This is a genomic window from Bacillus swezeyi (assembly GCF_001969815.1).
Taxonomy (GTDB): domain Bacteria; phylum Bacillota; class Bacilli; order Bacillales; family Bacillaceae; genus Bacillus; species Bacillus swezeyi.
Genome location: NZ_MRBK01000082.1, coordinates 1 through 991 on the forward strand (window position 1 = coordinate 1; position 991 = coordinate 991).

At 47.2% G+C, this 991-nt stretch carries 2 protein-coding genes; both read left to right on the forward strand.

All coding sequences use genetic code 11. The features are described 5' to 3' along the window. Positions 1-449: AMP-binding enzyme (locus BTA30_RS22320; RefSeq protein WP_142243731.1), on the forward strand; the 449-nt coding region annotated here is incomplete at its 5' end. 42 nt (positions 450-491) lie between these two features. Next, on the forward strand, positions 492-991 hold a 500-nt coding region (locus BTA30_RS22325; protein WP_275667436.1), incomplete at its 3' end, for a biotin carboxylase N-terminal domain-containing protein.

Here is a 991-nt window from a genome sequence, read left to right on the forward strand (position 1 = left end):
ATGTGATGAAAGGCTATTATAAAAACCCGGAGGCAACAGCCGCGGCTATTGATGAGGACGGATTTCTCCATACAGGCGATTTGGCCGTCATGGACGAAGGTGGCTACTGCCGGATCACCGGGAGATTAAAAGACATGGTGATCAGAGGGGGAGAAAATATTTACCCGCGGGAAATAGAAGAATTTTTATATCAACATCACAAAATACTTGATGTCCAAGTTGTCGGCATCCCTGATAAGACATACGGTGAGGAGGTGTCAGCCTGGATTAAGCTGAAAAACGGAGAATCTTTGACAGCACAAGAGCTTCAGGAATATTGCAAAGGAAAAATTGCCCGCTACAAAATCCCGCGTTATATCGCTTTTGTTGATGAATTTCCGATGACGGCATCGGGAAAGGTGCAAAAATTCAAATTAAGAGAACAGGCATCGAAGCATTTTCAATTGTAATTTTATCTTCTGCATGCGACTAACATGAAAGGGGGAGCTTTTTTGTTTAAAAAACTGCTGATTGCCAACCGCGGTGAAATTGCCCTCCGGGTCATCCGAACATGCAAACGGCTCGGTATTCAAACAGCGGCCGTTTATTCTGAAGCCGATGAGGAGGCTCTGCATGTAAAACTAGCCGATGAAGCTTGGCTGATCGGCAAACCGCGGGTCAGTGAAAGCTATTTAAATATCGAAAAAATCATCGAAACTGCTAAACAAGCAGGGGCTGATGCGATTCACCCCGGATATGGCCTGCTTTCGGAAAACAGCCGTTTTGCCGAAAGGTGCCGGGAGGAAAACATCACTTTTATCGGCCCATCAGCCAATGTAATCGCCAAAATGGGGAGCAAAATTGAAGCGAGAAAAGCGATGGAAAACGCACAGATCCCGGTCGTCCCGGGTGTAACGAAAAGCTTGTCCGGTCTGGAAGAAGCGCTCGGCCTTGCCTCATCCATCGGCTATCCCGTTATGCTGAAAGCCTCTCTTGGAGGAGGAGGCATCGG